The organism is Planomicrobium sp. YIM 101495 (genome assembly GCF_009707665.1).
Taxonomy (GTDB): Bacteria; Bacillota; Bacilli; order Bacillales_A; family Planococcaceae; genus Planococcus.
Genome location: NZ_WLZW01000002.1, coordinates 45,991 through 70,429, shown reverse-complemented (window position 1 = coordinate 70,429; position 24,439 = coordinate 45,991). Strand labels below are relative to the sequence as shown.

24 protein-coding genes and 1 other annotated feature are annotated in these 24,439 nt (G+C 50.9%); of the genes, 7 read left to right on the top strand and 17 right to left on the bottom strand.

What is annotated here, in order from left to right; genetic code table 11:
* Positions 1-4: 4 nt before the first annotated feature.
* The 3 genes from GIW82_RS09595 to GIW82_RS09585 form a co-directional block, all read right to left on the bottom strand.
* The gene (locus GIW82_RS09595; protein WP_154750009.1) at positions 5-1,216 is read right to left on the bottom strand and encodes an MFS transporter; all 1,212 of its coding nucleotides are present in this window, start codon (positions 1,214-1,216) and stop codon (positions 5-7) included.
* A 127-nt stretch (positions 1,217-1,343) separates the two neighbouring features.
* Positions 1,344-1,649 (bottom strand): DUF3817 domain-containing protein, encoded by a 306-nt coding sequence (locus GIW82_RS09590; protein ID WP_154749743.1) that lies wholly within the window; start codon positions 1,647-1,649, stop codon positions 1,344-1,346.
* Between the two features lie 113 nt (positions 1,650-1,762).
* Positions 1,763-2,956: a class I SAM-dependent rRNA methyltransferase gene (locus tag GIW82_RS09585; protein ID WP_154749742.1), complete on the bottom strand. Its 1,194-nt coding sequence runs from the start codon at positions 2,954-2,956 to the stop codon at positions 1,763-1,765.
* 219 nt (positions 2,957-3,175) lie between these two features.
* Between GIW82_RS09585 and GIW82_RS09580 the strand changes: the two genes are divergently transcribed.
* Complete coding sequence (locus tag GIW82_RS09580) at positions 3,176-3,841, top strand: GntR family transcriptional regulator (RefSeq protein WP_154749741.1); 666 nt, start codon at positions 3,176-3,178, stop codon at positions 3,839-3,841.
* Positions 3,842-3,919: 78 nt separating this feature from the next.
* On the opposite strand, the gene brnQ is transcribed toward GIW82_RS09580, so the two are convergent.
* Both brnQ and GIW82_RS09570 read right to left on the bottom strand, forming a co-directional pair.
* Positions 3,920-5,287, bottom strand: coding sequence for a branched-chain amino acid transport system II carrier protein (brnQ, locus tag GIW82_RS09575; protein ID WP_154749740.1), 1,368 nt, complete (start codon positions 5,285-5,287; stop codon positions 3,920-3,922).
* A gap of 308 nt (positions 5,288-5,595) precedes the next feature.
* Positions 5,596-6,294, bottom strand: coding sequence for an AIM24 family protein (locus tag GIW82_RS09570; protein ID WP_370456187.1), 699 nt, complete (start codon positions 6,292-6,294; stop codon positions 5,596-5,598).
* 132 nt (positions 6,295-6,426) lie between these two features.
* On the opposite strand from GIW82_RS09570, the gene GIW82_RS09565 reads away from it, so the two are divergent.
* The 5 genes from GIW82_RS09565 (at position 6,427) to GIW82_RS09545 (ending at position 10,899) form a co-directional block, all read left to right on the top strand.
* A complete protein-coding gene (locus GIW82_RS09565; protein WP_370456186.1) occupies positions 6,427-6,801 on the top strand; it encodes a CidA/LrgA family protein in 375 nt (124 codons plus the stop codon).
* A complete protein-coding gene (locus tag GIW82_RS09560; protein ID WP_154749738.1) occupies positions 6,798-7,493 on the top strand; it encodes an LrgB family protein in 696 nt (231 codons plus the stop codon). The genes GIW82_RS09565 and GIW82_RS09560 overlap by 4 nt, the downstream gene beginning before the upstream one ends.
* A 105-nt stretch (positions 7,494-7,598) precedes the next feature.
* Positions 7,599-8,453, top strand: coding sequence for a transporter substrate-binding domain-containing protein (locus GIW82_RS09555; protein WP_154749737.1), 855 nt, complete (start codon positions 7,599-7,601; stop codon positions 8,451-8,453).
* A 209-nt stretch (positions 8,454-8,662) separates the two neighbouring features.
* Positions 8,663-8,877 (top strand) — a binding site (T-box leader).
* Positions 8,878-8,956: 79 nt separating this feature from the next.
* The gene (gene trpE / locus GIW82_RS09550; protein WP_154749736.1) at positions 8,957-10,309 is read left to right on the top strand and encodes an anthranilate synthase component I; all 1,353 of its coding nucleotides are present in this window, start codon (positions 8,957-8,959) and stop codon (positions 10,307-10,309) included.
* Positions 10,306-10,899 (top strand): anthranilate synthase component II, encoded by a 594-nt coding sequence (locus tag GIW82_RS09545; RefSeq protein ID WP_154749735.1) that lies wholly within the window; start codon positions 10,306-10,308, stop codon positions 10,897-10,899. Before trpE ends, GIW82_RS09545 begins: the two co-directional genes overlap by 4 nt.
* 244 nt (positions 10,900-11,143) lie before the next feature.
* Here GIW82_RS09545 and GIW82_RS09540 read toward each other — a convergent pair whose 3' ends face one another.
* From GIW82_RS09540 to GIW82_RS09515, 6 genes are all read right to left on the bottom strand, one after another.
* Positions 11,144-12,244: an ABC transporter permease gene (locus tag GIW82_RS09540; protein ID WP_154749734.1), complete on the bottom strand. Its 1,101-nt coding sequence runs from the start codon at positions 12,242-12,244 to the stop codon at positions 11,144-11,146.
* The gene (locus GIW82_RS09535; protein WP_154749733.1) at positions 12,241-13,518 is read right to left on the bottom strand and encodes an ABC transporter permease; all 1,278 of its coding nucleotides are present in this window, start codon (positions 13,516-13,518) and stop codon (positions 12,241-12,243) included. The genes GIW82_RS09540 and GIW82_RS09535 overlap by 4 nt, the downstream gene beginning before the upstream one ends.
* Before the next feature lie 12 nt (positions 13,519-13,530).
* Positions 13,531-14,463, bottom strand: a complete 933-nt coding sequence (locus GIW82_RS09530) for an ABC transporter ATP-binding protein (protein WP_154749732.1) — start codon at positions 14,461-14,463, stop codon at positions 13,531-13,533.
* A gap of 115 nt (positions 14,464-14,578) precedes the next feature.
* On the bottom strand, positions 14,579-15,211 hold the full coding sequence (locus GIW82_RS09525) for a response regulator transcription factor (RefSeq protein ID WP_154749731.1): 633 nt from the start codon (positions 15,209-15,211) through the stop codon (positions 14,579-14,581).
* On the bottom strand, positions 15,147-16,337 hold the full coding sequence (locus GIW82_RS09520) for a sensor histidine kinase (RefSeq protein WP_154749730.1): 1,191 nt from the start codon (positions 16,335-16,337) through the stop codon (positions 15,147-15,149). The genes GIW82_RS09525 and GIW82_RS09520 overlap by 65 nt, the downstream gene beginning before the upstream one ends.
* Positions 16,338-16,718: 381 nt before the next feature.
* Positions 16,719-17,468, bottom strand: a complete 750-nt coding sequence (locus GIW82_RS09515; RefSeq protein WP_154749729.1) for an SDR family NAD(P)-dependent oxidoreductase — start codon at positions 17,466-17,468, stop codon at positions 16,719-16,721.
* Positions 17,469-17,604: 136 nt separating this feature from the next.
* On the opposite strand from GIW82_RS09515, the gene GIW82_RS09510 reads away from it, so the two are divergent.
* Positions 17,605-18,048 carry a BsuPI-related putative proteinase inhibitor gene (locus tag GIW82_RS09510; protein WP_154749728.1) on the top strand — a complete coding sequence of 148 codons (444 nt, stop codon included), beginning with the start codon at positions 17,605-17,607 and terminating at the stop codon, positions 18,046-18,048.
* Positions 18,049-18,104: 56 nt separating this feature from the next.
* Here GIW82_RS09510 and GIW82_RS09505 read toward each other — a convergent pair whose 3' ends face one another.
* From GIW82_RS09505 to GIW82_RS09480, 6 genes are all read right to left on the bottom strand, one after another.
* The gene (locus GIW82_RS09505; RefSeq protein WP_154749727.1) at positions 18,105-19,031 is read right to left on the bottom strand and encodes an ArsA family ATPase; all 927 of its coding nucleotides are present in this window, start codon (positions 19,029-19,031) and stop codon (positions 18,105-18,107) included.
* Positions 19,032-19,055: 24 nt separating this feature from the next.
* On the bottom strand, positions 19,056-19,313 hold the full coding sequence (locus GIW82_RS09500; protein ID WP_154749726.1) for a cory-CC-star protein: 258 nt from the start codon (positions 19,311-19,313) through the stop codon (positions 19,056-19,058).
* Between the two features lie 57 nt (positions 19,314-19,370).
* Positions 19,371-21,107 carry a carbon starvation CstA family protein gene (locus GIW82_RS09495; protein ID WP_370456185.1) on the bottom strand — a complete coding sequence of 579 codons (1,737 nt, stop codon included), beginning with the start codon at positions 21,105-21,107 and terminating at the stop codon, positions 19,371-19,373.
* A gap of 102 nt (positions 21,108-21,209) precedes the next feature.
* Entirely contained in the window at positions 21,210-22,136 is a 927-nt protein-coding gene (locus GIW82_RS09490) for a ketopantoate reductase family protein (RefSeq protein WP_154749725.1), read from the bottom strand.
* Between the two features lie 35 nt (positions 22,137-22,171).
* Positions 22,172-23,602: a sodium:solute symporter family protein gene (locus GIW82_RS09485; RefSeq protein WP_154749724.1), complete on the bottom strand. Its 1,431-nt coding sequence runs from the start codon at positions 23,600-23,602 to the stop codon at positions 22,172-22,174.
* A 270-nt stretch (positions 23,603-23,872) separates the two neighbouring features.
* Complete coding sequence (locus tag GIW82_RS09480) at positions 23,873-24,439, bottom strand: NADPH-dependent FMN reductase (protein ID WP_154749723.1); 567 nt, start codon at positions 24,437-24,439, stop codon at positions 23,873-23,875.

The window sequence follows — 24,439 nt, the reverse complement described above, 5'->3', positions numbered from 1 at the left end:
TTCCTCATAACCTCACCACTTTCCGGTCACGGGGCAACCAAATGCCGACAAGTCCTAAAATCGGAAGGAACGATACGACAATCATCGTTTCGGCGATGCCGATCGAGTCCATCAGCATCCCGATCAGCACACTGCCGACCGCGCCCATCCCGAAGGCAAGGCCGACTGTCAGCCCAGCCATCGTCCCGATCTTACTCGGCACGAGTTCCTGCGCATAGACGACCATCACCGAGAAGCTCAGCATCAAGACAAAGCCGATGATGGCAAGCAGTACCGCTGCGACAGCAAGTGGTACGTGCGGCAAGACCAGTGCAAGCGGAATCGGAACTGACAAAGACAGCATGATGACGCGCTTCCTTCCAATTTTATCCGCAAGCGGTCCGCCGAAAAACGTACCGACTGCGCCGACTGCCAGAAACACGAAAATATAGACCTGCCCCTGCTGGATTGTCAGCTCATATGCATTCATCAAATGGAAGATGAAGAAACTCGTAATCGATGTCATGTAGAACGAGCGCGCGAAAATGATGACTAGCAGCATCGTCAGCGCTGCCCCTACTTGCTTCCTCGTCAAGCCTGGCAGTGATGTCAATACTGCCCGCTTCACCTTCTGCAACTTCTCCTCTTCCAATTGCTTTTTATACCAAACCGAAATTTTCGCCAGAATGAAAATACCGAGCGCCGCCACGAGCATGAACAGCGCAGCGCCTCGCTGGCCGAGTGGCACAAGGATAAAGGCACTAATCAATGGTGCAAGCGCCTGCCCTGAGTTCCCTCCGACCTGATAAATCGATTGCGACAGTCCGCGTCTCGGCCCTGCCGCCATATACGATACGCGCGAACCTTCCGGGTGGAACACTGCCGAGCCGAGTCCGAGCAGTGCAACCGCGAGTAAAATTGTCCAATAGTTCGGTGCGAATGCCAATAGGCCGAGGCCGACCATCGAACTTGCCATCCCGAGCGGCAATGCAAAAGGCATCGGCTTCTTGTCACTGATGAATCCGACCACCGGCTGCAGAACCGAAGCCACCATATTCAAGACGAAGGCGATCAAGCCCAATTGCGTGAACGTCAAGCCGAGCTCCGTCTCGAGAATCGGGAACATCGCCGGGATCACCGCCTGTAGCGTGTCATTCAGCAAATGGCATGCGCCAATTGCAAACATCACCGGGTATACCGGATGCGAACCGAATACCGAACCCCCTTTTGCCGCCATTCCCTTCACTTCCGTTTCTTCTTTATTGTCTTTCCCATTATAAACGAAATTGTCCACAGTTAGCTCCCATCATCCCTTCCCTGTCCATCTAAAAAAAGACATCCGCGGATTTCCTCCCGCGAATGTCTTAAGCTGTCTTCAATTGTTCCCAGCGGTTAAGTCGTTTATCCAAAACAAAGTTGCCGAACGGGATGAACGCGACCGCCAGCGCACCGACCGTAAAACGGAATGGCCATCTGACTGCGATCATCGCATAGATAATCATCAATACATAAACTGTAAACAAACCGCCGTGGATCGCGCCGACAACACTGACCACTTCCGGCATATCAAAAAAGTATTTCAACGGCATCGCGACAAAAAGAAGAAGCAAAAGCGAACTTCCTTCCAGGATGCCCATAAACCGAAACTGTTTCAATGCATGCTTAAACATTCGTTTCCCCTCACATTCCTCTTCCATTATAGAAGCGGAACCGCTTCGGGACAAGTCCGACACTCGCAAAAAAGCAGGTTGTTCGGCACATTTTCACACATTCGCCATAGCCATCATTTCAATCGGATGAACAAAACTTTCAAATAATCGCCTTCCTTGAACATCCGGTTGATATGGAAATCGCGCGGCAAGCGGTATTCTTCCACGATCATGTAACGCTTCCCGTGTTCTTGGAATGCTTTGTCGATCATTTCCTTGAATTTCTTCATCCCGAATGAACCGTTATTCGTCGAAGCGACGATCATCCCTTTGTTCGAAGTGATCGCAATCGCGTCTTTCATAAGCTTCGTATAATCCTTCGCCGCACTGAACGTGTATTTCTTCGAACGCGCAAAGCTCGGCGGGTCAAGAATGACCATATCGAATTTCAATTCATTTTTCTTCGCATAATCAAAGTAATTGAAGACGTCCATGACGCGGATCTCTTGGTTTTCGTAGTCCAACGCGTTGACGCTGAACTGTTCAATCGTCTTCGCAGAGCTGCGTTTCGCCAAGTCCACACTCGTCGTCTTCATCGCGCCGCCTAGAGCTGCCGCTACCGAGAACGCACCGGTATAAGAGAAGGTGTTCAAAACCGTCTTCTCATAGGCGTAGTGATCACGGATTTGTCGACGCACTTCACGCTGATCCAGGAAAATCCCTGTCATTGCGCCGTCATTCAAATACACCGCAAAATTCATGCTGTTTTCTTTCACGATGATCGGGAACTCCCCGCGCTCGCCCGTGACGAAGTCATCGTCCTCCATGTATTGCCCTTTCGTATCAAAGCGTTTCTTCTCATAGACGCCTTTGAATTCCGCTGTATTCTTAAGTGCTGCGACGATCATTTTCTTGAATGCGTAAATTCCCGCACTGTACCAGCTCAGCAAATAAAAGCCGTCGTAGTAATCGATCGTCAAACCACCGATGCCGTCTCCTTCACCGTGGAAGACGCGGAATGCTGTCGTCTCTGTGTCTTCGAAGAAGTCTGCGCGCCGCTCGAAAGATGTCGCCAGCTTCCGTTCGAAGAATGCCTGATCGATGATTTCTTCTTCATCGCGTGTCAGTACCCAGCCCAGCCCTTTGTTTTGCTCACCGTAGTAAGCTTTTGCGATAAACCGTCCGTGAACGTCCGTGAGCTTCATCACTTGTCCTTCTATCTTCAGTAATTCCTGATCTGCGACCGCTTCTTTCGCTACGAGCGGATAGCCTTTCCGGAACTCCCCGGCAAATGGCTCTTTCACTTGGACCATTATCTCTTTTTGCATCTTCCTCATCCTCACTGTTGCAGTATGCCGTAATCATACCACGCTTCAGCAGGGCATGCGAAGATACCGCCAACGATCCGATGCCTGCCCAACCACCGAATCCCCTTTTTCAAAGGGAAAGGGAATAAAGTATTCCAATATATTGCATATTCGATATAGTTTATTCATGCAATGTCTTGTATAATAGAAAGAACTTTATGAATAAAGGGGATGTCACACTTGCCAATTCCAACGAATCACGCAAAACCGGTCCGGTTGACTGCAAAAGAAAGTGCTTTTCAGCAATTACAGCAATGGATCATCGATGGCACACTCCAGCCGGAAGAAAAGTTAGTCGATACCGATCTCGCACAAGCTTTGAACTTAAGCCGAACGCCGATTCGGGAAGCGTTGCAGCTTTTGGAAGTACAAGGGTTCGTCGAGATGTTCCCAGGGAAGGCGACGCGTGTGACGAAGGTCGTGAAAGACGATGTCGAGAATTTGCTGCCGCCTCTCGCAGCACTGCAATCGCTCGCAGCACAGCTCGCCACTCCAAAATTCACTGCCGAAGATCTGGCTTCTCTCAGCGAAACGAATGGACGCTTCATCCAAGCAATCGAGGAAAAAGATGATTTCAACGCATTGAAGATCGATGAAGAATTTCATCAGATCATCGTCGACGCAGCAGACAACCCTTATATTCATACGATGCTCGACCGCCTGCAAGCGCACGTCCGCCGGCTGTTTTTCCACAACGCCATCATCCTCGGCGAACGCTCCAGCGAAGAGCACGAGGAAATCATCAAGGCATTCAAGCAGAAAAATCCAGAACGCGCAGCAGAAATGATGCGGACCAACTGGGTTCGGACGATCGACGACCTCACCTTGATCGGACAGAACAACTAAATTCCTGCATCCAAAAACCGGAAGATCCTATGAAGCAGATTATCTGCCTGATGGATCTTCCGGTTCTTTTCATTCAAATTATGACTTCGACACAGCTGGTACATGTGCAGTCTTTTTCGTTTGTGCAATCACACCAGTGATGATAAGGACGATCAATGCCGGCAATAACCAGCCAAGCCCCGCTTCATACAATGGAAGATACGCTGTGTAGAAGTCGATGATTCCTTGAAGCGGCGCAGGATTTGCGACTTCAAGTGAACCTGTCAACGTCTTCAGGCCATCGATGATCGCGATTAAGAATGTCACAACCGTCACGGAAACGTAGACGAAGCGAGCATGCTTGAACAACGGTGAAGCGAATGCAAGGATGATCATGACGATCGCAAGTGGATACAAGAACATCAAGACCGGAATCGAATATGTGATGATGTTCGATAGGCCGGCATTCGTTACGACAAGCGAGAAGATCGCGAAGATTGCAACGAACGTTTTGTATCCGATTGATGGAATTAGCTTATGGAAGAATTCAGCATTAGCTACGATCAGGCCGACCGCTGTCGTCAAACATGCAAGCGTGATGATCACGGCAAGCAACAACGAGCCGAATGTTCCGAAGTAATGAGCAGAAGCTCCACTCAATACCGGGCCACCGTTATCCATGAATCCAAGAACGCCCGTGCTTGTCGCACCGAGATAAGCGATGCCTGCATAGACGACAGCCAGCAGGAATGCAGCGACAAGACCACTCTTAAGTGTCGCTCGCAAGACGCCTTTAGGTGAAGTGACGCCCATGCTCCGTACAGCTGAGATGACGATGATCCCGAAGACGAGGGAAGCAAGTGCATCCATCGTGTTATACCCTTCAAGGAATCCTGTCAGGAATGAAGACTCAACGTAATTCCCTTGTGGTTCTCCAAAGCCGCCCATCGGAGCGAACAAAGCAGCTACCAATAAAACACCAATCGTTACGACAATTGCTGGAGACAAAAACTTCCCGATACTATTAACCATTCTGCTCGGATTCAGTGACAGCACAAGCGCGATGGCGAAGAAGATAATCGAGAAAACAAGAAGTGCGGTACCGATGGAGCCTTCATTTACGAAAGGCGCGATCCCGACTTCGAACGAGACAGCTCCAGTACGCGGAAGCGCGAAGAACGGCCCGATCGTCAAGTACAGCAATGATGTGAAGATGATGCCGTAAATCGGATGGACACGGCTGGACAAGTCCTGCAAGTCGCGGCTCTTCGAATAACCGATTGCCAAGATTCCAAGCAGCGGCAAGCCGACACCTGTCATTAAGAAACCAAGCGTTGCGATCCAGACAGTCGATCCGGCTTGTTGTCCAAGCTGCGCCGGGAAGATCAGGTTCCCTGCACCGAAGAACAAAGCGAATAGCATAAGCCCGATGACGACGTGGGATTGAAACGATAATTTTTTATCCAATTGAAATTCCTCCTTGAATTGCTTACCATAAAGCGAGTGAATAGTAATAGTAAGATAATATATTGTTTTTCTAACAAAGAAACGCAATATATTGCATAAAGAAATAATACCTTATTCTACGGAAAAAACAAGTCATTTTGTGCACTTTTTCAAAAAGTCTGTCTATTTTTGCTATTGTATTAAATTTTAAAACGTTTTCCTACAATAACTGACAGAAAAACGCAAAAAACGAGCAGTGAAAAGGCCTTTCCCTTCCACTCCCCGTCAGATGAAGTTCATTTATACGATTTTTTGTTTAACCTCTCGCTTTACGAGGTTGGAGTCGTTGCTGCATATACTTCCTCGAATGGCTGGACGATAACGAAGCCTTCGCCCTTGAATTCCATCTGGATCGATTCGCCGCTCCCCCGTCCGATGAACGTACGGAATGAGACGTCCGTCCGGAATTCCGGCGTCAAGTTCCCGGACCAAGCGACCGTCGCATTCGGATCCGTGATGACCGACTCGCCAGGACGGACGAGCAACGTCAACGGTTCGTAGTGGGAAGTGATCGCCACACGCCCTTTACCGGATAAAGTAACGTTAAACAGTCCTCCAGCCATCATGCCTGCCATCTTGCGCATCAAATTGATTTCCCATTCGATGCCAGGCTCGAATGCCAATAGATCGTTGCCATTGACTGTAATGGTGTCATTGTCCAACTCGAAGATCGTGATTTTCTTTCCTTGGTCCGCAAGATAAAGCCGTCCTTCCCCTTGCGCCTTCATCAATGCCGTGCCTTCCCCAGTCAGTGCTTTCTTGAACATCTTGCCAAGACCATGTTCCAGGACGCGCTCCCGTTCGAATTTGATGCTTCCCGTATAAGAAATCATCGAACCGACTTTCGCCCAGACAAGACCGTTCAAGTTCACTTCGAGGATCCGTTCCGTCTCAAGCTCGAAGTAGTCATTCTCCCGTTCGTCCTGCTGTGTTTTCTGGATGAATTCTGAAATGCTGTAGCTGCTCACGTTCCCATCCCCTTTCTATATTTACTTTTACGAAAGCCAGCGGGATAAGTTTCAGAAACATTCATGATAGGATAGAATTACCGTTAGCTGCACGATCAACCGTTTCACGAAAAACAGAAAGGAGGCGGTCCGGTGAAATTCCTATGGCTTACCCTTCAATTTTTACTCGTCTATGGGTTCTACCTTGCCGGGGAATGGCTTGTCAATTTGTTCAATATCCCGTTTCCCGGCAGCATTATCGGCTTTTTGCTGCTGTTTGCAGCACTTTGCCTCAAGCTTGTGCCGCTCCGGGCCATCGAAGCCGGCGCACAAGGCATACTCGCATTTCTGCCACTCTTCTTTGTTCCCGCAACCGTCGGCATCATGAGCTATTTCGATTTGTTCGCAGGCAGCGGCGTTTGGCTCATCGTCATCATCGTCGTCAGCACGTTCCTGACCATCATCGTCTCCGGTTTGGTCAGCCAGTCGGTTGCTGGCACCGTCGATAAAAGGAGGCAGGCGAAATGATCCAGATTCTCTTATCGGCCCTGTTCTTCATGGCACTCACAGTCGGTTTGTATTTCGCGATGAACGTGATTTACCTCAAATACCGCTGGAATGCACTGAATCCGGTACTGACGACCACCACGCTGCTCGTCCTGTTCCTTCTATTATTCGACTTTACGTACGATACATATATGTACGGCGGTAGCGTCGTCATGTTCCCACTCGGCCCAGCTGTCGTCGCACTCGCCATCCCGCTCTACAAACAGCGTGAGTTGCTGAAGCGCCATTTTCTCGCGATTACGCTCGGGATTTTGGTCGGGGCTTCGGTCGGGATGGTCAGCGGCGTCTTACTTGCCGCCCTGCTCGACTTCCCGACGGAAATCATCTCTGCCCTGCTTCCGAAGTCCATCACCTCACCGGTCGCGATGCAGATTTCCGAGAGTCTTGGCGGCTCCGCTCCGCTCGCTGCCGTCTTCGTCATGCTCGCAGGATTTTCCGCTGCACTCGCCGGACCGCTCATGATGAAATGGCTCCGAATCGATTCCCCGATCGGCAAAGGCATCGCATTCGGGACGGCCGCCCACGGGATAGGCACTTCGAAAGCGTTCGAAGACGGTCCGGAGGCAGGTTCCATGGCCTCTGTCGCGATGACGCTAAGCGCCGTCGCAGGCGCTTTTCTCGCCCCGGTCGTCGCCTTATGGTTCGGTTTATAAGAGCCGGGTGTCCAGCATCTGAAAATTAAGCAGAAAACTTTGCTAGCTCTCGATTTGCATGCTATCTTGTTAAAGGACTTACAAGATCTTAAGGAGGCAAAAAAATTGAAACAGCTTTGGAACAAGAAGAATTCTTTCTTCCTGCTCACGATCCTGACTGCATTGTTCTTAGCAGCATGTGGTGGCGAGGAAGAAGCAACAGAGAAAACAGAAGATGAAGCAACTGCATGGGATGCGATTGTCGAAGAAGGCACGCTGACCGTTGCAACTTCCGGAACACTTTACCCAACTTCCTTCCGGGCAGAAGGAACAGACGAACTGACAGGCTTCGAAGTCGAAGTCGTCCGTGAAATGGCAGAACGCCTGGAGCTGGAAGTCGAATTCACAGAGCTCGGCTTTGATGAAATGCTGACATCCGTCCAGACAGGACAAGTCGACATGGCTTCCAACGATATCGAAATCTCTCCAGACCGGGAAGATCATTTCCTGTTCTCGGAACCATTCAAATTCTCGCACGGGACTGCGATCGTCCGTTCAGGCGACCATTCCGGCATTGAAACACTCGAAGACCTTGCAGGCAAAAAAGCTGCAGGCGCTTCCACTTCCATCTACATGGACATCGCCCGTGAATACGGCGCGGAAGAAGTCGTTTACGATAACGCAACGAACGAAACATACTTGCGTGACGTATCCATCGGCCGGACGGATGTCGTATTGAATGATTACTACTTGCAAACGCTTGCGATTGCGGCATTCCCGGACCTTGACATCGTTGTTCATCCGACATTGAAGTACAGTCCGTCAAAAGTTGGCGTCGTGATGAACCAGGACAACACGGAACTCGCTGACAACGTCAACCGTGTGCTTAGTGAAATGCTTGAAGACGGCACGATTGCAGAAATTTCCGGTGAATTCTTCAACGGTGCAGACGTAACGGAAGAAGTCGAAATCGAAGAATAAGCAAGACGCGTGAAACGAAGCTGCTGGGATTCCCGGCAGCTTTTTCGTTTGTTTCGAGTCGGTGCTACAGAATAGTCAGAAAACACTTGACTTTTCAACGTGAATTACATACGATGTTCACAAGCTTTCGAATGGACGGGAATCAAAAAGCGGTGCCGGGAGCGATGCCGCTTCAGACCTGACGGGAAGAGCTGAGATGAGAATAGATGAGCAAATCGAAGACGTGAGAAGAGTAGCGGGCAAGATGCTTCCCCAGAGAGCCGGTCGTTAGCTGAAAGACCGGCGGAGCAATGCGTGTGAATGGACTTACGAGAGATTCCTTGAACCAAAAGTAGGGGAATACGGCCGCCTTCCGTTACCGGGGTGCAAGTGGAAGCTTACGGGCTTCAAGTAGAGGTGGCACCGCGGGCGATCCGTCCTCTGCAAGGGACTTTCCTGTTCCTTGCAGAGGATTTTTTTGCGTGGTCGAGCGCGAGTGTCCAAATTAGAGGAGTGGAGCAGAGATGAGCAGAGAAATGCAGATCAGAAAAATCGAAGGAGATACGTTGACCCCCATCGCTATCTTCAATGGCTTGGAAGGCAGCTATAAATGCCTTTTGGAAAGTTCGCTCAAGACGAGCACGAGTGGACGCTATTCCTTCATTGGCGCGGATCCGTCCACAAGCTATGTCGGGCAAGATGAAGAACTGACGATTCTTGATTGCCGCACCGGCGAACGACGGACCGCCACAGGACGGCCATTCGACTTGTTGAAGGAATTGATGCCGAAGCCTTATGCCGCGATGGACCATCTCCCCTTCACGGGCGGAGCTGTCGGCTACATCGGCTACGACGCCATCCGGTTATACGAACCGGTGCCCGCAGCGCGGAAAGATACTCTCCGCATGCCTGACATCCATCTGCAATTGTACGAAACGATTGTCGTTTTCGATCACGTCATCCATGAAGTGACGGTCATATCTTTCGAAGACCGTGCGGATGAAGTCGTTGCACAAATTCGGAATCCTGCTGTCCAGTTCGTGGAAGACGAAGCTGCAGCGCTCCGTTTTTCTTCGGAGACGACGGAAGCATCTTTTTGCGCACACGTCGAGCAGGCGAAGGAAGAAATCCGGAAAGGCGAAGTGTTCCAGCTCGTCCTGTCCCAGCGCTTATCAGCGGACTATGCGGGCGATGCCTTCACGTTATACCGGAAACTGCGGAAACAAAACCCGTCTCCGTATCAATTCTTCATCGATTTCGGTGACTATGCGGTCGTCGGCGCTTCTCCGGAGAGTCTGCTGACCATCCGGGAACGCACTATCCTCAGCAATCCGATCGCCGGAACCCGGAGACGCGGCAAGACGGCTGAAGAAGATGATGCGCTCGGCATCGAATTGATGCAAGACGAAAAAGAACGCGCGGAACACCAGATGCTCGTCGACCTGAGCCGAAACGACGTCGGACGTGTCGCCCAGATCGGCTCTGTCGAAGTGCCGAAATATATGGCGCTGGAAAAATATCAGCACGTCATGCACCTCGTTTCCGAAGTGACTGGAGAGCTGAATGCGGACCTCCATGTGCTGGATGCACTCGCGTCTTGCCTACCCGCTGGAACGGTCTCCGGTGCCCCGAAAGTCCGGGCCATGCAGCTGATCCAGCAATTCGAAGAAGAACGGCGCGGCGTTTACGGCGGCGCAATCGGCTACCTCGGTTTCAACGGCAATCTCGATATGGCACTGGCGATCCGGACGTTTGTCGTCAAAGACAGCCGCGTCCATGTGCAAGCAGGCGCCGGCATCGTCCATGATTCGGAGCCGGCAATGGAGTTTGCCGAAACGCTCCACAAAGCCCGCTCATTGACGGAGGTGTTCGGATGATTCTCATCATCGACCATTACGATTCATTCACATATAACATTTATCAGTCTGTCGCTTCGCTCGGTGAACGAGTCGAAGTGTGCCGCTACGGTGATTTGACACTGGACGACATCCGGCGGAAAGACCCGCAAGCGATCATCCTGTCACCCGGTCCCGGTCGCCCTTCCGCTTATCCGGAATCGCTCGAGCTGATCCGGGAATTCCACGGGGAGCTCCCACTACTCGGCATCTGTCTCGGCCAGCAGCTGCTCGCTCAAGCCTTCGGCGGGCACGTCATCGAAGCGCCTGCAATCCGCCACGGCAAAGTTTCCGGTATTTCGCATCGCGGGACGGACTTGTTCGAAGGGATAACTGATCCGCTCCCTGTCATGCGCTACCATTCTCTGACGGTCGATAAAGCGTCGCTGCCCGACTGTCTGGAAATCCAGGCGGAAGCGCTCGATGACGGCGCGCTCATGGCAATCCGGCACCGGGACTTCCCTGTTTTCGGCTTGCAGTTCCATCCGGAATCTATTGGTACGCCGGACGGAGACGGGCTGCTCGCCCGTTTCGTGTCGACGGTGATCCGGACTCATGCGGCAAACGTGTAAAATCCAAAAAGTCGACCAGAAGACGCCGGGGAGCGCTCTGGCCGACTTTTTTCATTTGGTATTTTTTGAAACTATTAGAAAAGCAGTCGTTTGATGATGGAGCGGCTGCTTTTCATTTTGGGCGCTGTAGAAAATAGGGGTAGATTTTACCCTTATTTTGCAATGTGCGCTATTTCAGACTGAAATAGCAGGAATTTTTACCGTTAAATCCCGGAGCCGAAAACCGAAACGAACAACCTTCATCTCACGCTTTCCGCCGCTCCATCAAGTTGATGCCGATGCCCATACAGACGACTGCAATCAACAGGAGGAACGCCAGCGGCTCCAGCAGTTCAGACCAGCTATGATTATAGATGGCTACGCCTTTCAGTGCTTCCAACCCATAAGTGATCGGCAAGAATTTGGAGATCGCAATCAGAAAATCATTTTCGACGAGTTCGATCGGCCAGAAGGCTCCACCGATCATCGCCATGCCTGTCGCGATGATCGGTACGACCGCCTGCAATTGCTGCGGCCTTGTCACAAGACCCATGACAAGCATCGACATGGCAACGATTGCGAGCGTATAACATGCAGTGATGATCAGCAATACTCCGAAACGGTCACCCACCTCAAAATTGAAGACGAATTTGAACAGCAGGAAGACAAGGACGATCTGGACATAGCCGATCAGGAAACTGTATGCCATATGGCCAAGGTAGATCTGCCATTTGCGCAGCGGCGACAGGATAAGGCGATCCCATGTCCCATTCCTTTTCTCTTCGACCAATTTCATGATGCTGAACATGATTGTATAAACCGAGAAAAACAGGCTCATACCGAATAATAGCTGCAATTGGTTGTCGTACTGGAAATCTTTCTCTTCACCCAAGACAGAGCGTTTCAGCCCGAGAGCAGGTTCTTCCATCCCTTCCTGGACCTTTTCACGCAATTCTTCGGCCCGCCCCTCTTCCAAAGCACGTATCCCGAGCTCCTCCTGGTATATTCGGCTCATATAGGAATCGACGGCAAAACGGCTTGCATCATCTGCTGCGATGACGATGCGGTAATCATCTTTCAACAGCCGGACCGCGAGTGGGACATCCCCCTCTGATACCTCCTTTCTTATTTCCTCTTCATCCGCAAGTTCGAACGCTACTTCACCCGATTCATTAAGAAGTGCAATCCAATTTGCCGCTTCTTCATCAGTCATCGATGGATCCGTAAAAGCCTGGATTGTCCCGATTGAACCCGGATTGTTTCCGGCCATCAAAGAGACAAAAACAATTGTCAGGACCAAGAAAGAGATGACTGTGAAAGGTGAACGGCGGAACCTCACCCATTGCAGTGCAAACACTGATTTCATGACAGACTCCCCCTCTTCCGCGGAAATAAAAGGAAACCTGCTGCTGCCGCTAGGACAGCGATGATTCCGATTCGTACAAGCGGCTCCACCAATAAACCAAATTCCAAATGCTGCATCCATGACAAGTATGCAGTCAATGCCGCCCCATTCGGTGTCCATCCGCCCAGCAGCGGGATGATTTCAGGCATGCCGTCAACCGGGATGAAGCTGCCGCCCAAAAAGGCGAAAACTGAGACAAGCCCTCCGGCAAAGATGGTTGTGATGGTTTCATTATTATAGCGGAGCGTCAATGAAGTCAGAACGGTTGCAATCGCACCGATACAGATGGAGAGCATTGCAGAAACAAGTGCTATCCCTATCCACATGCGAATATCCAAGAAGTCGATCGTCCCGAACAGCAAAGCACCGAGCCCGAATAGAAGAAACAATTGGCCAAATGTGATGATCGCTGCGGATACCGCTTTGCCGCCCAAATAAAGAAACGGATGCCGGTTCGACAGAAGGATCCGGTCAAACACATGCTGATAGCTTTCCACATATGCTTTGGAGGCAATCGTGGAGGCGACAAACAGCGAAAACATGGCGGCCATGCCGATCGAATAATATTGAAGGGCTGAGAGTGGCTTGGCCGCTGTGATCGATTCAGTGCCGCCCACCCGTTCCATCGGTGCTCCTGGAGCAAGCCCGGATTCTGCTGCAGCCTGTGCCAGAGCCGTTTCGTAATTTAATGTCCAAGCGAATTCATCCAGGATGGTATAGAATACGTCAGCCTGTGTGGAAGCAAAGTCGGAAATCGTTACTTGCAATTCGCTTCCGCTTCCTTCGTCCAATAAAGCCTTTCGAAGAAACTCTTCCGTGAAGTGTTGCGGAATGGTCAGAACGGCTGCAATTTGTTCATCCCGAAGCGCTTGCTGTGCATCTTCCGCCTCCATCTCCACAGTCGTTACAAGTGCTGCCACTTCTCCGCTTTCGAGTAAACCGTCAAGCAGCACAGACGGCATCATTGCCTGCACTGCCGCAAGCAGTTCCCGCTTCGCCTGCTCCGGTATTTCCCGGTCTGCAATCGCAGCCTCTATTTGTGCCGCTCCTGCTTCGCGGTCGTCTTCATCGACGATTGCCACTTCCATTTCCAGCACTGCTGCATTCCCGCCGAGCAGTCCGCTCAAGGCAAATCCCAGGATGACCGTCAGGATGAAGGGCATCACAAGCAGGACCAGCAGTTCCGTCCGGTCGCGGAGCAGGACAATAATATCTTTTTTCAAAAAAGCGCCCATGCCCGTTCCTCCTCAATCCCTTAGTTTTCGGCCAGTTAAATGCAGGAAGACATCTTCAAGAGAAGGTGTCTGCACAGCTACATTCAGCACCTGCGCCTGATGCCGCTCAGATATCTGAAAGATGCTTCCAAGCACCCGGCTGCCTTTTGGAACAATCAGCTTTATACCATTTTCGGTTTCGGTGGCTTGTTTGATCGCTTCCATTGCCTGCAGTTCTTTTGTAAAGTCCGGGTATGCCCGGTCCAATTCGATCAGAATCGTCTCTTCGCTCGAAAGAATGCTTTTCAGCTCTTCCGCAGTACCGGCTGCAATCACTTTGCCATGGTCCATGATGTAGACACGGTCGCATAACCGCTCCACTTCTTCCATGTAGTGGCTCGTGTAGAGGACGGCCACCCCTTTTTCCTTGTTCAGCTTGCGCACCATCTCGAGGATATGGCTCCTTGATTGCGGATCGATGCCGACGGTCGGTTCATCCATGATGAGGATTTCCGGCTCGTGCAGCATGGCAGCCGCAATATTGACGCGCCGCTTCATCCCGCCGGAATAGGTTTTGACCACTTCTTTCTGCCGGTCCGTGAGCCCCACCATCTCCAGCACCTGTCCGATCGACTGTTCGAGCGCTCTTCCGGACAACCCGTAGATGCGCCCGAAAAATTTCAGATTCTCATAAGCGGATAATTCTTCGTACAAGGCGATTTCCTGCGGCACCATGCCGAGTACCCGTCTGATGCTTCCCGGATCTTTGGTGACACTTTTGCCGTTCAGCCGCACATCACCTGAAGTCGGTTTCAAGAGCGTCGAAATCATCGAGATCGTGGTCGACTTGCCGGCTCCGTTCGGCCCAAGCAGCCCCACTGCTTCCCCCGCCTCCATATACAGATTGACCCCTTCCACCGCTGCCTTTCCTTTGAACACTTTGCCGATTTCTTCTGTTTCCAGCATGCTCGCTCATTCCTTCCGTCCTGCTTTGTGATTCCAATGTATAAAAAAGAAGGCAGGGTGCACACTGCCTTCAGTCATCACTTTATCGAATTGGCATGACTTCCGTCACATGCCTTCAGACGATGCCGCTCCGGATCGCATAAATGGCGACTTGCGTCCGGTCACGCAGCTCCAGTTTATCCAAAATGACACTGATGTGATTCTTCACCGTGCCGACCGACAAGGCAAGCTCTGCCGCTATCTCCCGGTTGCTCCGCCCTTCGCCGATCCGCCTGATGATATCAAGTTCCCGCCCGGTCAAATTTTCATCCACCGCCTGCTCCGTCTTTCCCCGGATCAGCTTCGGCAAAATATTCGCAGCGACATGGTCCTCGAGCACAAGTCCGCCAGCCAGGCAGCTGCGGATGGCGCGCGTCAGCTCTTCGGCATCCGCATCTTTCAGCAAATAGCCGCTTGCGCCTCCCTGCAGTGCAGCCAGTGCATATTCGTCGTCATTGAACGTCGTCAAAATGAGCACTTTCAGTGCCGGCCAGCGTGACAGAGCGATTCTTGCTGCTTGCAACCCGTCCATGACCGGCATCCGGATGTCCATCAGCACGACATCGAACTTCTGCCTTTCACACAAGGTGATCGCTTGCAGTCCGTTCGCCGCTTCGCCGGTCACTTGCATATCCGCTTCCGCTTCAATCATCATCTTCAATCCTTGCCGGACCATCGCCTGATCTTCCGCCAGTAAAATCCGAATCATCCTGTTCCCCCCTCTTCACGAGTAACGGCAGTGTGCCTTCAACCACAAACTCTTTGCCGCGTGGCCCTGCCTCGAACCGTCCGCCCGCCTGCTCGATCCGCTCACGCATCGCCCCCAAGCCGAACCCTTCACAGAACTCGATCGGCTCTCTCAACGGGTTGCGCACGGTGAACCGGAATACAGTGCCGCCCGGCGATTCGAAAATGATTTCCGCTTCTTTGACTTTGCTGTGACGCATGACGTTCGTCAGCGCTTCCTGGACCATCCGGTAGACGATGATCAATTCCTGATTCCCGAGTTGCGCAGACAGTGCGCCGGACTTCACGGAAAATTGGATGCGCAGGAAGCTTTCCGCCTCCAGTTGGCGGATCAGGCTGATGATCGCTGCCACACCGCCTTCTTCATCCTGCTTCAGCGTCTTCACGGCACTCCGCGTCTCTTCAAGGCTTTCTTTCGTCAATGCTTTCAGCTGCTTCAGCTGTTCAGCCGTCTCACCTTCCGCCTGCATCCGGAACATCTCGAGCTGCATCAGGAGGGCCGTCAGCTTATGGCCCACCGAATCATGGATATCGCGGGCGATCTGCGTACGCTCTTGCTGCCTCGCCGCTTGCTCGTCTGTCCGGATACGCCGCTTCATCTTCCGGTATTCGACAAGCAGCGCTTCTGTCCGCTGCTCGTCTGCCTCTGTCTTCATTTGCTGGCGCTTATAAAGTGTGAAAACAGCCGCAAGCAGACTTGCATACAGGGCAAGGAAAATCGGTGGGAACACAGAATCCCCCTGCACCGCCGGAACCCCTGTGCCGATGAACAATAAAGCACCGATTGTGATGGCATACTTCGGAGGAAGCCGGTACACCGCTTTCCCTGCCAAAATGGAAAAGATGAGAAGCGGATATGGATTCGGTTCCGCTCCTGCTTCCGGCCAAAAAACGGCGAGTGCGATGACCGACGCAAAAGAAAGGGTGAGTACTGCCTGTAATGGCTTCTTCGCAAGAAGCGGCATCAGGAAGAACAAGCCGAAAAACAAAGCAGAGCCGGCCAGCTCAAGTGCACCGAAATCGTCATGTACCGATGCCATGACCCAGGAGACAGCCAAAAGCAAAAGCCACTTCCAGTATGTGTGCATCTTCCGTTTCCTCCCCGTTCACACTTTTCTATTAATTCTAAAGGAAACTGGAAGAATGACAAGCCGCCTATGAAACGATTTATTCCGCGCGCACTTTTTATGAAAGCCATTAGAAAAGCAGCCCCTCAATAATCGAGCGGCTACTTTTTGTTCTGTGTGTTGTGAAATAGGGGTAGATTTTACCCTTATTTTGCAATGTGCGCTATTTCAGACTGAAATAGCAGGAATTTTTACCGCTATTTCATGAAAAGTCGATCATTTTCCCACTTCTGAGGCCGATAAGGGTAGATTTTACCCTTATTGGAGCTAATTTCGCCCCTCCGCCTCGAATAACAGGAATTTTTACCGTTAAATCTCGTAGACGAATAACAAAATGCCCCCTTACTTCGTACTCGTAAAGCCGCCGTCGATCCGGATTACTTCGCCGTTGATGTACTGGGCTTTCGACGTCAAGAGGAATGTCACGAGCTCCGCCACTTCCTCTGGTGTTCCGAGACGTTTTTGCGGGATGCCGCCCGTTGCGTTTTCTTTCATCTCCGGATTGTCCGCGAAGAATTTCTTGACCATCGGCGTTTCTGTCGGTCCTGGTGCGACCGCGTTCACACGCAGGCCGTCTTTCGCATATTCCGCGACCAGACTTTTCGTCATGCCGACGATACCGTGTTTTGTCGCTGAATATGTGACCACGGCATCCTGTCCGATGACACCGGCGCTGGATGCTGTATTGACGATCGAGCCGCCGCCGTTTTTCAGCATCACTTCCGCTACATAACGGAGGCCATACAGTGCACCGAGCAAGTTGATCCCGACGATCTGTTCGATTTCTTTGATTTCTGTCTCGAGGAAGTATTTGCCGCTGCCGGAAATGCCTGCGTTATTGAAGAAATAATCGATTGAGCCGAAATGTTCGACCGTCTTGTCGACGTAGTTCTTCACTTCTTCCGCCTTCGATACATCCGCTTCGATGAAAATCGCGTCTGCACCGGCTGCTTTCACAAGCTCGACGGTTTCGTTGCCGCCTTTTTCACTGACATCCACTACTGCGATATTGATGCCATCCTGTGCCATACGTACCGCGGTCGATTGGCCAAGACCACTCCCGCCGCCTGTGATGATTGCTGTTTTACTCATTTGAACTCCTCCATTTCTCTTCTTCACTCCCTGTTTTCCCTGAACACCTGTGACCAAAATGATCTCCTCGCCCTTGTAACTTTTCCGCGCCTTCCTCGGTCTACTAAAGTACAATGGAAAAAAGGAGGTCTGGAACATGAAAAAAATCCTGTTCATTCTCTTGATTGTGGCGGGGTGTCTCGTCCTCGCCGCCTGCGGAACAGACAATACAGAGACGGATGATGCCGTAAGCGGAGGAGATGGTGAGATGAATGCGACCGTAGAGCAAATTGAAGGAAGCTTGTACCGATACACCGTGGAAAACGGGACAGCCGAAACATTGACGTTCCAGTTTACGAGCGGTCAGCTGTTCGATTATTCCTTGACGAATGAAGCCGGTGAAGAAGTGTATCTCTTCTCCTCGACCGCGATGTTCACTCAAGCGCTCAGCGAACAGACCGTTGGAGCTGGGGAAGTGCTCACTTATGACTTCGAGGTCCCACCGCTTGAACTGGAACCGGGCACTTACATGCTTACCGCTTGGCTGACGCCTGAAGAAGGGCCGTCATTCGAAGCCGAGACGACGTATGAAATCGAATAACCATTTTAAAAAACAGACGCTTCCAACCCGAGCAATTCGGATCGGAAGCGTCTGCTTCACTGCAAAAATTCACTGTATAATGTTAAGTGCTGCTTATCGACAATGTCCCGCGAGAATAATGGAACGTAGATCAGCTGTTGCTTCGGGAACGTTTCCTCGATCTGTTTGACGTACTGCTTTTCGTGCTTTTTCCGCTCCTTCAAAAACGCTCCATCCGCTTCTTCAGGCAAGACTTTATTGACGATCAGCGTATTTACATGCAATTGGTATTTATGCAGCAGCTCAAGCGCTTTCTGCGTTTCCAAAATCGGCAGCCGCTCCGGATTCAAGACGAAAATAAAGCCCGTCAACTCGTCATCCAGCAGCACTTCACGCGCTTTCGAAAAACGCTCCTGCCGCTCCCGGAGCACATCGTAAATCGGATCTTCGCGCGGTTCTCCGTCATTCAGGAGTTGCGTGTAATTGGCATTCGTTTTCCGGCGCTTCTCAAGCAGCCCTTCGATCCAGACGCCCATCAGTTCAGGTAGCGTCAAAAGGCGGATCGTGTGACCGGTCGGAGCCGTATCGAAAACCAATTTGTCGAAGTGCTGCCGTTCTTCCAGAATGATGTGGATCAATTTATCGAATAGCGCGGCCTCGTCCGCTCCAGGCGATGCTTTTGCCGTGTCCAATTGACGGTGCACTTCTTCCATCATATGCGAATGAACCGCTCCTTTAATATTGGCTTTGACACTTCTGATGTATTTGTCTGTTTCAACCGCCGGATCGATTTCCAGGGCATGCAAGTTTTTAGCGATTTCCTTTATTTCACCACCGATTTTCCGGCTGAAAATATCCCCTACATTATGAGCTGGATCCGTCGAGATAAGTAGCGTCTTAAAACCGGCAGCTGCCGCCTTCCATGCGATTGCTGCTGCAGATGTTGATTTCCCGACGCCTCCTTTTCCACCGACAAAAATAATGCTCTTCTTCAAAACATCCATTCCATTCCCTCTCTTCTCCAGACCTCAACAGCATCGAATACCCGTCAATGGTGATTTCTCCATCCCCATGCGCAAATGCCAGTCGTGGAACTCCTCAATCATGTATGGATATAATTCTAATGTGTAATAGTAAACGGGATTCGGAATGCCGATCATTTCCGAATAAAGCATGAGCAAAAACAAGTCATCCTCATCACGCAATTCCCTCGCAATTTCAGTCCTGTGCGGCAATTCCAATACTTCTTCGTAAAAAGCGATCAGCTTCTTCAGTTTTTCAAGCATGGCAGCACCTCCTTACATATGTATGAGGGAGGGATGGCCCTCCCTCTCTGCATCCGCTCAATCTTGATCCGGCAGATTCATTTGATTTTTGCCGAACAGCACTTGGAACGCCGTTAACGAAATCCATAATGCGAAAACGAAAATGATTGAACCGAAAACAAACAATAGCGTATTCGATTGATCTGCATACCATGCCCATTGAAGGAACACTTGCTGGAACATGGCCCACAGCGTCATGATCATGAGGAAGAACATCGGAATAATCGTTATGGCATAATTCCGACCGAGCTTTCTCAGCCAAATGGAAATGAGCAGTAAGCTGATTCCTGCTAAAAGCTGATTGGATGTCCCGAACAGCGGCCACAATAAGTAACCGCCGGAACCGAAGCCATTCGGCCCTTCAGGCAAAAGAACCAATGCTGCACTCGAAACGACTGCCAAAGTTGTTGCGACGTGCTTTTTCTCAAGTGCCGGCATTTTGTATTCCACACCAAGTTCAGAGATAATGTAGCGCATCAATCTGACAGATGTATCAAGCGTTGTTGCAGCAAATGAAACTACGATGATGGAAACGATTGTCGATGCGACACCCGTCGGAATCATCAAGCCTGATGCAAGCACGGTCGCGCCTTCGATGAAGGATCCGAGTCCTGCGCCATTTGCAGCAGTGAAACTGCTATATGTTGCGAAAAACGCATCTCTATTCGGGAACAAAGTGATGACCGCAATAATTGAAACAAGAGCCAAAATCCCTTCCCCAACAGCTCCTAGATAGCCGACAAAGCGTGCATCTGTCTCTTTATCAAGCTGTTTGGATGAAGTTCCCGAAGAAACGAGACCATGGAAACCTGAAATGGCTCCACAAGCGATTGTAATGAATAAGAGCGGGAACCAGGAAATATCCGCATCAGGATTGGTCATCGGCGCGGTAATCTCCGGCTGTGTGAACAATAATCCCAGATAAAGGATGCCCAGCCCTACAATTAGCTGGTGTGAGTTAATGAAATCGCGTGGCTGCAATAATTTCCAGACCGGCAACGTGGAGGCGATATATACATAGACCATCAGAACAATAATCCAGATGAAGAACGCTGTCGAAATGGATCCGAGACCGAATAACCCCGCTCCTTCCGCGCCTCCCATATACCGGACAAGGTCAATTTGCAGAAAGTCCACTTGGCTGGCGACGACTGCTGTGATGTACATGACAGCAAGCGCCACCAAAGAAGGTACAAGCATTTTCTTGTTTCTCTTATAAACAGCGTAGCCGATCCAGATCGCCAGCGGAATTTGGATGAATACCGGCAGGACACTCGCAGGATAAGAGATGAACAAGTTCGCGATGACCCAGGCAAACACAGCGTTGACCATAAGTACGAGGATCAAGATGATGAACAGGAACAGCACTTTTCCGCGCTGTCCGATCAAGCGGTGCGCCAATGTCCCGATTGATTGCCCTTTATTGCGGACAGACAGCACCAATGTGCCGAAGTCATGGACACCGGCCGCGAACACCGTTCCGAGCACGACCCATAGAACGGCCGGCAGCCAGCCCCAATAAACCGCAATGGCTGGTCCGAGGATCGGGGCGGCTCCTGCAACTGACGTAAAATGATGCCCCCATAGGACAAACTTATTCGTTGGAACAAAATCCACCCCATCTTTAAAACGATGGGCCGGTGTGACGTAATTCGGATCAAGCCTGAAGATTTTTTCTGCTACAAATTTGGAATAAAAGCGGTAACCTAAGATGAATATGAAAATTCCAGCAGCAGCGAGCGCGATTGCTTCCACTTAACCAACTCCTTCTATTTTTTTCAAATGATTCTTTTTAATAGAAACACTTGTAATTCAATGATAGAGGAGTGTTAGAATAATGTAAATATTCAATTAAATTTAAATTCTATTATTCATTCGCAGTTCAGCCAGCACGAGTCTCGTATAGATCGTTTCGAGGACAGGAACCGTAATTTGATACGCATACGCTTTTTCAAGCAAGTATCCTTGCAAGTGCCCCGACTCCAGCGGCATTGCTTTCTCAGCGTCCCGCTGCATCGAGGATTTCATCTCAGGCTTCAGCCCACTGATCCGCGCAAACTGTTCACCAGAAGCGTCCGCTGAAATCTGTGCTTTCATCGCGTTCATGACCGCGCCAATTTCCTTCAGCAACGCTTCAACCGTATTCCGGCCCGACTTCGTCTCCATGACCGGTCCGATCGGCGATTCCATTGCCGTCGTAATGCCCGACATTGCGGTGATGAACATGTATTTGTGCCACATTTCCCGGGAAATTTGACCACTTGCTTTGAAGTCAGCTTTTGTCCCGCCGAATATCTTCTGCAGCACAGTCATCCGCTCACTCATGGTGCCGTCCCGTTCGCCGTACACCAACTGATGGGCAGGGCTCGTTTGGATGATCGTGCCTGCCCCATCGAGCGTCGTCTCGACAAAGCATAAGCCTCCGAGCACCGCATCTTCCCCGAACGCCTCGGTCAACGTTTCAATGTGCGCCACTCCGTTCAGCAGCGGAACAATCATCGTACCTTCTCCGGTGAAGCTGCGAAGATCCCGGATTGCACCTTCCAAATGGTACGATTTCGTCGACAGCAAAATCACATCGTACGCCTCTGCAGACTCTTCCGCTGTGATCAACTTCGGCTTCAGCTCGATATCGCCGTGTTCGCTTTTGATGTTCAACCCAGTCGCTTCCAGCTGCGCTTTCCGTCTTGCCCTCACCAGGAACGTGACGTCTTCCCCTTTTTCCTGCAGCCTGCCTCCGAAATACCCTCCGATGGCGCCGGCTCCTACAACTAAAATACGCATGTTCTTCTCCCCTCTCTTGTTTCGATTAACTTCATTCAATTCGTTTCAACTGCCAATGTGCTTCGTGGGTCCTTCGGCAGCACAAGTGAGACCGCGATGGTCAGGACGACGGACACGAGCACGCCCCATAGGATACCGAAGACAAGGGACACAACCGCTCCTGCCAAGATGCCGATACGGCCACCCCAGACGGAGACACGGCTGTTCCTCGTCCCCATTTCAAACCGCGCACTGCGCTTTTCCTTCCAAAGGAGACCGACGATCAATACCGGGATGACCCCTCCCCCAGTCATCGAATACGCTAGAGAAAACAGCCCGATGATCGAATCTGACAGCAGCGCTGCACCGATGGAAAAAATACCGACGAGCGCGACACAATAACGTGTTAATTTGACGTAATAGGCATCCGGCTTCTTCTCCATATTCGGAATTATCAAGTCGTTGACGATGACGACCGAAGCCGAGTGAAGGAGTGAGGAAGCACTGGAAATCGCCGCCATGAAAATAAGCGTAAAAAATGCCAGCGCTGCCATCATGGTCATTTCTTCGAGGATCAACCAGGAAACTGCATTGTTCGGATCAAGGTCCGGGTTTTTCATTTTGACGACCATGCCACCGATCGTTGCCAAAATCGTGAAGACGATGGCGATAATCCCGCTATATAGCATGGCCCGACTCGCTGTTTTCGGACTTTTCGCCGCAAAACAGCGCTGCCAGTACATTTGGGCGGCCAGCACACCGAACGTCCCCGTCACGAAAAGCGTCAGCACTTCCATGACGGACAAATTGAATTCCATCAGACCTGCCGCTCCGACATCAGCCAGACCCGTCTGCAAAACCGCGAAGCTGAAATCGATTTCGCTGAATACTTGCAGATAAAACCAAATCGCCAGCCCGACAAGAAGCGCCCCTTGGATAAGGTCTGTCCAGACGACCGAATAGATGCCACCGACGGTTGTGTAGATGATAAATACGACGGAAAAAAAGATGATCATGAACAGCGGATCAGCGCCTGTGAACGTGGCAAACAGCGCCCCCAGCCCCATCGCCTGACCACTCACCCATGCAAGCATGATCGAGGACGTCAGAATGGCGATGAAGATCCGTGAGACCCGGTCCCGCAAAATAAGATCGTGCATCAATTCCGCGAGTGTGTGGTATGTAAAACGTGCCGCAAATCCTGCGAACACAAGTGCAAACAACACTTTGGCACCTTGCTCGCCGATCACAAATGGGATATTGGCAAAACCGATCTTGTACCCTTCAGCAGAGTGGCCGATAAAATTGCCGACCCCCATGATCGTTGCGATATCCGTGAACAAAATCAAAAAGAACGGCAATGTCCCTCCAGCAATGGCATAGTGTGTGAAACTGATGCTGGCTTTTTTCCTGAACATCATCGACATGGCGATGAAAAAAAGACACGCAACAATCATCACAGTCCATGTCCAAAATGTTAATCCCATCCGACCCCTCCTTTTTGTCTACCCGTTCGTGCATCCTTCCCTTTTCGTGAAAAGCGGCAGGAATCCCTTCTTTCTGTCCTGCGGAAAAGGGAAACGGATCTTCAAAAGCCGAAATGCGACTTCAAACGCGTGAGATGCGATATCGAAGCGATGAAGTGCGATATGGAACACCTGAGACGCGATATCGAGGTGCTGAGTCGCGACTTCTCCCCAGAAATCGGAATACAAAAAAGCCCCGAAACAAAACTTCGGGACTTTCCGGATGACCGGTCAGAAATCATATTCGGCCTCTTTCGCTTCGCGGGTCTGCGTGAATGTATCGGTCAAGACGACCGTATCTTCCACGAGCCGCTCAAGGCGCAAGTGGACATCATGATTCGTGATTTCCTTGCGGCGGAAATCCTGTTCTTCGATGAATACGTATGTCTGCACGATCTGCGCTTTCATATAAGCGAGAATCGGCTTCAGCTGAACTTCAGGAATCAAGTAATGCTTGGCGGATCCCGCCGTAACGATGATGCTCACCACCTTGTCGCGTAACGCATCGACCGGCAGCAGATCGAAAATATTCTTCAGTGTCGCCGGGATGGATGCCTGAAAAATCGGCGTGCCAATGACGAGGGCGTCCGCTTCCATAATCGCCTGCGTCACATACCCTGTGTCGCCTGTATAATCCAAATAATTGCGCCCATCGCTGAATTCGACGTTATATTCTGCAAGGTCGATGAGCTCAGTTTCCACATCCGGATACTTCTCCGCAAACAAGGAAATCGCAGCGTCCATCGCAACCCTTGTTTTGGAACCGACACGTGAACCTGATAATCCGATGACTTTCAT